The sequence below is a fragment of the Streptomyces torulosus genome (genome assembly GCF_001419765.1).
Lineage (GTDB): Bacteria > Actinomycetota > Actinomycetes > Streptomycetales > Streptomycetaceae > Streptomyces > Streptomyces torulosus.
The window spans coordinates 1-7,530 of record NZ_LIRK01000123.1 but is presented as its reverse complement, the minus strand read 5'-3'; the positions used below and the strand labels follow the sequence as shown (position 1 = coordinate 7,530).

Sequence of the window (7,530 nt, the reverse complement as noted above, 5' to 3'; positions counted from 1 at the left end):
CCCGAACGTGTGGCTCGGCGGACCGCCGAGCCACACGTTCGGGTGGGACGGCTGCGCGTCGGCGGGGCGAAGGCGGGGCGCGCTGGTAGCGGTGGTCCATGCTGCTCACCCCACGCCTCAGGGGCCGCCGTACCAAGGCGGCGCTGCTCACCTCCGCCGTCTCCGTCTGCCTGATCGCCGCGAGCGTTCCCTCGCCCGCCGTCCCGCTCGGCATCGGCGACCGCCTCTTCCCGCACCTCGGCAACCCGGGCTACGACGTGCAGTCGTACGACCTCGCCTTCACCTACCCCGGCGACAACCTCAAGGCCCTGACGGCCGTCACCACGATCGACGCCCGGACGACCTCGCCTCTGGAGCTGGTCAACCTCGACTTCACCCACGGCAAGGTCAGCTCCGTCGAGGTCGACGGGACGCCGGCCGCCTTCACCACGGCGGGCGAGGACCTGGTGATCACCCCCCGGCAGCCGCTCCCCGCGGGCAGCCGGACACGCATCACCGTGCGGCACACCAGTGACCCCGTGTACAGCGAGGACGAGGAGGGCGGCTGGGTGCGGACCGCCGACGGGCTCGCCATGGCCAACCAGGCCGACGCCGCGCACGTGGTGTTCCCCTGCAACGACCACCCCTCCGACAAGGCCCTGTTCACCGTCCGCGTCACCGTGCCCGACGGCTACACGGCCGTCTCCAACGGTCTGGACGCCGGCACGGACCGCGGCCCGGGCACCACCACCTGGACGTACCGCACCGAACACCCCATGGCCACCGAACTGGCCCAGGTGTCCATCGGCCGTTCCGCCGTCGTGCGCCGCTCAGGACCGGACGGTCTGCCCGTCCGCGACGTGGTTCCCGCCGAGGACCGTGAGCGGCTCGAACCGTGGCTGGAGAAGACCCCGGCCCAGATCGCGTGGATGGAGCGCAAGGTCGGCAGCTACCCGTTCGAGACGTACGGGGTGCTCATCGCCGAGGCGCAGACCGGGTTCGAACTGGAGACACAGACTCTCTCCCTCTTCGAGAGGGAGCTGTTCACGCGCCCCGAGTACCCGGAGTGGTACGTCGAGTCGATCATGGTGCACGAGCTGGCCCACCAGTGGTTCGGCAACAGCGTCAGCCCGCGCACCTGGTCCGACCTGTGGCTCAACGAGGGGCACGCCACCTGGTACGAGGCCCTCTACGCCGAGGAGACGGCCGGCAGGCCCATGGAGGCCCGCATGAAGGCCGCCTACAGAGCCTCCGACCGCTGGCGGGCCGCCGGCGGGCCGCCGGCGGCTCCCACAGTGCCCGAGGCCGACCACAAGATCGGTATCTTCCGGCCGAACGTCTACGACGGGGCAGCGCTCGTCCTGTACGCCCTGCGCGAGGAGATCGGCCGCCCCGCCTTCGAGCGGCTCCAGCGGGACTGGGTCGCCGTCCACCGCGACGGTGTCGCGTCCACCGCCGACTTCCAGCAGCTCGCGACCCGGATCGCCGGGCGCGACCTGGACGTCTTCTTCCAGGGCTGGCTCCACGGCGAGCGGACGCCGCCGATGCCGGGGCACCCCGACTGGAAGGCGGCCCCCGCCGAGGCTTCGGCGAAGCCGGGGACGGGAAAATAACCCGCGTGACGAGACGAGGCGTGCCGTGCGACCATCTTCGAGTCGGCGGCGCGGCCCACTCCCGGTCAGCCGTGGACCGGCCCCCAGGGGCGGGTCCGGGGTCGACCGAGTCCGCATCCGGGAATCTCCGGGCAGGCCCGGGCGTTGTCGCCATCGACGGACCGAGATCCGTCACCCCTTCGGTACCCCCATCGACGTAAGGATCCAATGACCTCCTCTTCATCCCCTTCCCAGGCCGCACAGCGCGCCTTCGCGCAGAACAACCCCGAGGGTCTTCGGGCCGATGCCCTGATGGAAGAGGACGTCGCCTGGAGCTTCGAGATCGACGGCGAGCGGGACGGCGACCAGTTCGACCGCTCCGAGCGCGCGGCCCTGCGCCGCGTCGCGGGCCTCTCCACCGAACTCGAGGACGTCACCGAGGTCGAGTATCGCCAGCTCCGCCTGGAGCGGGTCGTGCTCGTCGGTGTCTGGACCACGGGAACCTCGCAGGACGCGGAGAACTCCCTGGCCGAGCTGGCCGCCCTCGCGGAGACGGCGGGCGCGCTCGTGCTCGACGGTGTGATCCAGCGCCGCGACAAGCCGGACGCGGCCACGTACATCGGTTCCGGCAAGGCCGGCGAACTGCGGGACATCGTCCTCGAATCGGGCGCCGACACTGTCATCTGCGACGGTGAGCTGAGCCCGGGGCAGCTCATCCACCTCGAAGACGTCGTCAAGGTCAAGGTCATCGACCGTACGGCCCTGATCCTCGACATCTTCGCCCAGCACGCCAAGTCCCGCGAGGGCAAGGCCCAGGTCGCGCTCGCGCAGATGCAGTACATGCTGCCGCGACTGCGTGGCTGGGGTCAGTCGCTGTCCCGGCAGATGGGCGGCGGCAAGGGCGGCGGCCTCGCCACCCGTGGTCCCGGTGAGACCAAGATCGAGACGGACCGGCGACGGATCCGCGAGAAGATGGCGAAGATGCGCCGGGAGATCGCGGAGATGAAGACCGGCCGCGAGATCAAGCGCCAGGAGCGCAGGCGGAACAAGGTTCCGTCGGTCGCCATCGCCGGCTACACCAACGCGGGCAAGTCCTCCCTGCTCAATCGTCTCACCGGCGCGGGCGTCCTGGTCGAGAACGCCCTGTTCGCGACCCTCGACCCGACCGTGCGCCGGGCCGAGACCCCGAGCGGGCGGCTGTACACGCTGGCGGACACCGTCGGCTTCGTACGGCACCTGCCGCACCACCTCGTCGAGGCGTTCCGCTCCACGATGGAGGAGGTCGGCGACTCCGACCTGATCCTCCACGTGGTCGACGGTTCGCACCCGGCGCCGGAGGAGCAGCTGGCCGCCGTGCGCGAGGTCATCCGTGACGTGGGCGCGACGAACGTCCCCGAGATCGTGGTGATCAACAAGGCGGACGCGGCCGACCCGCTGACGCTGCAGCGCCTGCTGCGGATCGAGAAGCGCTCCATCGCGGTCTCGGCCCGCTCCGGCCAGGGCATCGAGGAACTGCTCGCCCTGATCGACAACGAGCTGCCTCGCCCGTCGGTCGAGATCGAGGCACTCGTGCCGTACACGCACGGCAAGCTCGTCGCCCGCGCCCACACCGAGGGCGAGGTGATCTCCGAGGAGCACACCCCGGAGGGCACCCTGCTCAAGGCCCGGGTGCACGAGGAACTGGCGGCGGACCTGGCACCGTACGTACCGGCGCCGACGGCCTGACCCGTCACGCGGAGGAAGGCCCGCCCCTCGGACGAGGGGCGGGCCTTCGACGACGGTTCAGCGGGGGCCTGAGGACATCGCTCACTGATCGCCGTACGACATGCTCAGGTCGTCGTACAGCGCCTTGGCGCCCTTGCCCAGCTGGGGCCCGGCCAGCCAGGTGTTGTCGGCCGGGCCGATCGACGTGTTCGAGACGAGCCGGGGCGCGCCGTCGACCATCCGGAACCAGCCGCCGCCGGACGAACCGCCCGTCATCGTGCAGCCGATGCGGTACATCGTCGGCAGCGACGCGTCGAGGGAGAGCCGCCCGGGCCTGTCGATGCAACGGAACATGGTCAGGCCGTTGTACGGCGGTGCCGCCGGATAGCCCCAGGCGCCGAGCGAGTCGATCCCGGACGCGGCGGGCGCCGAGAAGTCCACGTCCAGGGCCGAACCGACGGTCTCCTCCAGCGACTTGGAGCCCGCCTCCGGCTTCACGTGCAGGACCGCGTAGTCGTACGCCGCGCCGGCACCGCCCTCCTGGGAGCCGCCCGCGATCCACTCGTCCGAGGTCGCGGCCCAGTCCGCCCACCACTGGCCGAACGGCGCGACCTCCTCCGCGGGGGCGCCCGCGGCCAGCTCCTCCTCGGACCTGCCGAAGTCGTTGTAGGCCGGGACGAAGACGATGTTGCGGTACCAGCCGCCGCCGCTGCCCGCGTGCACACAGTGGCCGGCGGTCCACACCAGGTTGGACCTCCCCGGACGGTTCTCGTCCGAGACGACCGTGCCCGAACAGACCATCGCGCCTTCGGGCGAGTCGAAGAAGATCTTGCCGACGGGACCGGCGTTCACGTGGTACGGCGTCTTCTCGGGCGTGGCCTCGACCGGTGCCGGAGGCGGGTCACTGACGCCCTGGTCGACGGAGGCGTCCTGCGAGGAGACCGTCTTCGCCGGGTCCTCGGCCTCACGCATCCGCTCCGCGTCCCACAGGTCCTCGATCACCGGGTTGAAGAACTCCTCGGCCTCACCGAGCCACTGCTCCTCGTCCCAGTCCTTCCAGCCGCCGTCCTGCCAGTCGTCGACGTCGACGCCGTGCTCCTCGAGCCTGTCGGCGATGACATCGGGGACACCGTCACCGTCCCTGTCGGCGGTGCGGGACGCGGCGACGTCGGGTTTGTCGCTCGTGCCCCCGTCGGCCGAGCCGCAGGCGGTCGCCGTCAGCGCGAGCACCGCGATCAGTCCGGTGGCGGCGAGGAGGGGCTGCCGCCGATATGAGAAGCGCATGGTTCTCGACCCCCGTCGGAACTGCTCCTTGTGTCACGCCCACTATGCGGGGGCGCTGGGGGACGCACGCAGGGCGCGCGGCCGATATTTCCGCGCGCCTCCTCCACGACACGTCGGCGGCTGCCTTCCGACAGCCGCCGAACCGTCGTCGCACACGGTCGTCACCGGGTGCCCGACATCACCGCTGAGCGAACTTCTCGCTCACCGCGTCGTAGATGCCCTGAGCTTCCTTGCCCAGCCGCGGGCCGGCCAGCCAGCCCGCGCTCACCGGGCCGATGGAGGTGTTGGACACCAGCGCCGGCTTGCCGTCGGAGCCGGTCGCCACCCAGCCGCCGCCCGACGAACCGCCGGTCATGGTGCACCCGATGCGGTACATCGTCGGGTCGGACTCGACGAGTGAGAGCCGCCCCGGCTTGTCCGTGCACTGGTACATCGTCTCGCCGTCGTACGGGGCGCCCGCCGGGTAGCCCGTCGCGGTGATGCTGTCCACCTGCGGCACGGCCGGCGCGTTGAAGTTCACCGGCAGCGCCGAACCGACCGTCTCCTCCAGGGACTTGCCGCCGTTGCCCTCCTCCGGCGTCACATGGATCACCGCGAAGTCGTACGGCGCTCCGTCGCCGCCCTTCTGGCCGCCCTGCTCGATCCACTGGTCCGAGGTCTGCGCCCAGTCACCCCACCACATGCCGTACGGAGCGACCTGGTCCTTGGTGGCCGTCTGCCTCTGTGCCGCCGACAGACCGCTGTCGTTGTAGGAGGGCACGAAGGCGATGTTGCGGTACCAGCCGCCCGACTTGCCGGCGTGCACACAGTGCCCGGCCGTCCACACGAGGTTGGACTTGCCCGGGTTGGCCGGGTCCTTCACCACCGTCGCCGAGCAGACCATCGTGCCCTCGGGGGCGTCGAAGAAGACCTTGCCCGCCGCCGGCGCGTTCGCGTGGTACTTCGTCGACACCGCCTCCGCCTGGACGGCCTGCGGGGTCGGGTCGGTGACGCCCTGGTCGCCGGTGAGGTCGCTCTCGTCGACCTCCTTCTCCGGCTCCTCGGCGTCCCGCATCCGGTCCGGGTCCCACAGGTCCTTGATGATCGGGTTGACGTAGTCCTCGGCCTCGCGCAGCCAGTCGTCCTTGTCCCAGTTCTTCCAGGCCCCGCCCCGCCACTTGTCGAGGTCGATCCCGTGCTCCTTGAGCTTCTCCTTGAGGTTGTCCGGGATCCGGATCTTGCCGTCGCCGCCGTTGTCCTGGGCGGACGACGACGCCTCGGCGTTCGCCGTGGTGTCCCCCGAGCCGCAGGCGGTGGCGGTGAGCGACAGGGCCGTGGCGAGACCGACCGCTGCCAGGACGGGGGAGGTTCTGCGGCGCGCGCTCCTTCCACGACGAACGGCGAAGAGCGGGCGTATGGGTCGCATGGTCTGAACTCCCCTGGGGCGTTGAAGAACTCTGTGCTGCCGAGGCGGTGCGCGTACGGCCCTGCCGCACGCCCGCCGCCTCTTCGTACGGCTCCGACACGACTCGCGCTCGGCCCCGTACGTCTGCTTCTTCGTACGTGGTCGCCGTACGCGCGGCTTGGTACGGATCCGCCGAGCCGGGCGTCCCTCCGGAACGGCACCACACACTATGCGGTCCCTGTGGGGGACATCCGATGGAACGGCAACGGTTCCGTCACGGCAAGGATCTTCGCCTCACCCGCTTCCGAGTGCGTGCCGCGTCGTTGGTACGGGCGGGGACCCGCCGGTGCTCGGTGACCCCTGCCAACTCGCCTCTGAGCAGCGGGAGGAAGTGTAGTCGTGGCGGTGACCGAGTCTGCGGTGGCACCTGTGGGGAGCGGGTCCGAAGGGGCGCGCGCGGGACACGAGGACGAACGGGCGCCCGCGCGGCGGGAGTACGAGGGGGCGCGCTCGGCGCACGAGGGGATCCTGCGGCGGCAGGCGGCGCGCGAGTCGGCGGCGCGCACCTATGCGCGTGCTCTGCCGATCGTGCCGGTGCGGGCACGAGGGCTGACCATCGAGGGCGCGGACGGCCGCCGCTATCTCGACTGCCTGTCCGGCGCCGGCACCCTCGCCCTCGGGCACAACCACCCCGTCGTCCTCGAAGCGATCCGCAAGGTCCTCGACTCGGGCGCCCCGCTGCACGTCCTCGATCTGGCCACCCCCGTCAAGGACGCCTTCACCACCGAACTGTTCCGCACCCTCCCTCCCGGCCTCGCGGACCGCGCCCGCGTGCAGTTCTGCGGGCCCGCCGGCACGGACGCGGTGGAGGCCGCCTTCAAACTGGTGCGGGCGGCGACCGGCCGCACCGGGATGCTCGCCTTCACCGGCGCCTACCACGGCATGACCGCCGGGGCGCTCGAAGCGTCCGGGGGCGCCGGTGACGTACGGGTCGCCCGCCTGCCGTATCCCCAGGACTACCGCTGCCCGTTCGGCATCGGCGGCGAACGCGGCGCCGAACTCGCCGCACGCTGGACGGAGTCCGTCCTCGACGACGCCAAGTCCGGTGTCCCGTCGCCCGCCGGGATGATCCTCGAACCCGTCCAAGGCGAGGGCGGCGTCATCCCGGCGCCGGACGGCTGGCTCCGACGGATGCGCGAGATCACGGCCGCGCGGTCCATCCCGCTGATCGCCGACGAGGTCCAGACGGGCGTGGGGCGCACGGGTCGCTTCTGGGCGGTCGACCACAGCGGGGTCGTCCCCGACGTCATGGTCCTCTCCAAGGCCATCGGCGGCAGCCTTCCCCTGGCCGTCGTGGTCTACCGCGACGACCTCGACGTGTGGCAGCCCGGCGCCCACGCGGGCACCTTCCGCGGCAACCAGCTCGCCATGGCCGCCGGAACCGCCACCCTCGCCTACGTCCGGCAGAACGGCCTCGCCGAGCGCGCCGCGACCCTGGGCGCCCGGATGCACGCCCACCTCCGCCCCCTCACCGAGGAGTTCGCCTGCGTCGGCGACGTACGGGGGCGGGGGCTGATGATCGGCATC

At 71.4% G+C, this 7,530-nt stretch carries 5 protein-coding genes; 3 read left to right on the top strand and 2 right to left on the bottom strand.

Features of this window, described 5'->3' with window-relative positions:
- Positions 1 to 98 precede the first annotated feature (98 nt).
- Both AOK23_RS09470 and hflX read left to right on the top strand, forming a co-directional pair.
- A complete protein-coding gene (locus AOK23_RS09470) occupies positions 99 to 1,592 on the top strand; it encodes a M1 family metallopeptidase (RefSeq protein ID WP_055712298.1) in 1,494 nt (497 codons plus the stop codon).
- A gap of 207 nt (positions 1,593 to 1,799) precedes the next feature.
- Positions 1,800 to 3,296, top strand: a complete 1,497-nt coding sequence (gene hflX, locus AOK23_RS09465) for a GTPase HflX (RefSeq protein WP_055712297.1) — start codon at positions 1,800 to 1,802, stop codon at positions 3,294 to 3,296.
- A gap of 81 nt (positions 3,297 to 3,377) precedes the next feature.
- Here the strand turns inward: hflX and AOK23_RS09460 are convergent, their stop codons facing one another.
- Together AOK23_RS09460 and AOK23_RS09455 are read right to left on the bottom strand one after the other, a co-directional pair.
- A complete protein-coding gene (locus AOK23_RS09460; RefSeq protein ID WP_055712296.1) occupies positions 3,378 to 4,559 on the bottom strand; it encodes a trypsin-like serine peptidase in 1,182 nt (393 codons plus the stop codon).
- Between the two features lie 178 nt (positions 4,560 to 4,737).
- Positions 4,738 to 5,964, bottom strand: a complete 1,227-nt coding sequence (locus AOK23_RS09455) for a trypsin-like serine peptidase (RefSeq protein ID WP_206336163.1) — start codon at positions 5,962 to 5,964, stop codon at positions 4,738 to 4,740.
- Positions 5,965 to 6,342: 378 nt separating this feature from the next.
- Between AOK23_RS09455 and AOK23_RS09450 the strand changes: the two genes are divergently transcribed.
- On the top strand, positions 6,343 to 7,530 hold a 1,188-nt coding region (locus tag AOK23_RS09450), incomplete at its 3' end, for a diaminobutyrate--2-oxoglutarate transaminase family protein (protein WP_055712295.1).

Coding starts and splice junctions, on each gene's coding strand:
- AOK23_RS09455 (WP_206336163.1), bottom strand. CDS start 5,964: ATGCGACCCATACGCCCGCTCTTCGCCGTTCGTCGTGGAAGGAGCGCG.
- hflX (WP_055712297.1), top strand. CDS start 1,800: ATGACCTCCTCTTCATCCCCTTCCCAGGCCGCACAGCGCGCCTTCGCG.
- AOK23_RS09470 (WP_055712298.1), top strand. CDS start 99: ATGCTGCTCACCCCACGCCTCAGGGGCCGCCGTACCAAGGCGGCGCTG.
- AOK23_RS09460 (WP_055712296.1), bottom strand. CDS start 4,559: ATGCGCTTCTCATATCGGCGGCAGCCCCTCCTCGCCGCCACCGGACTG.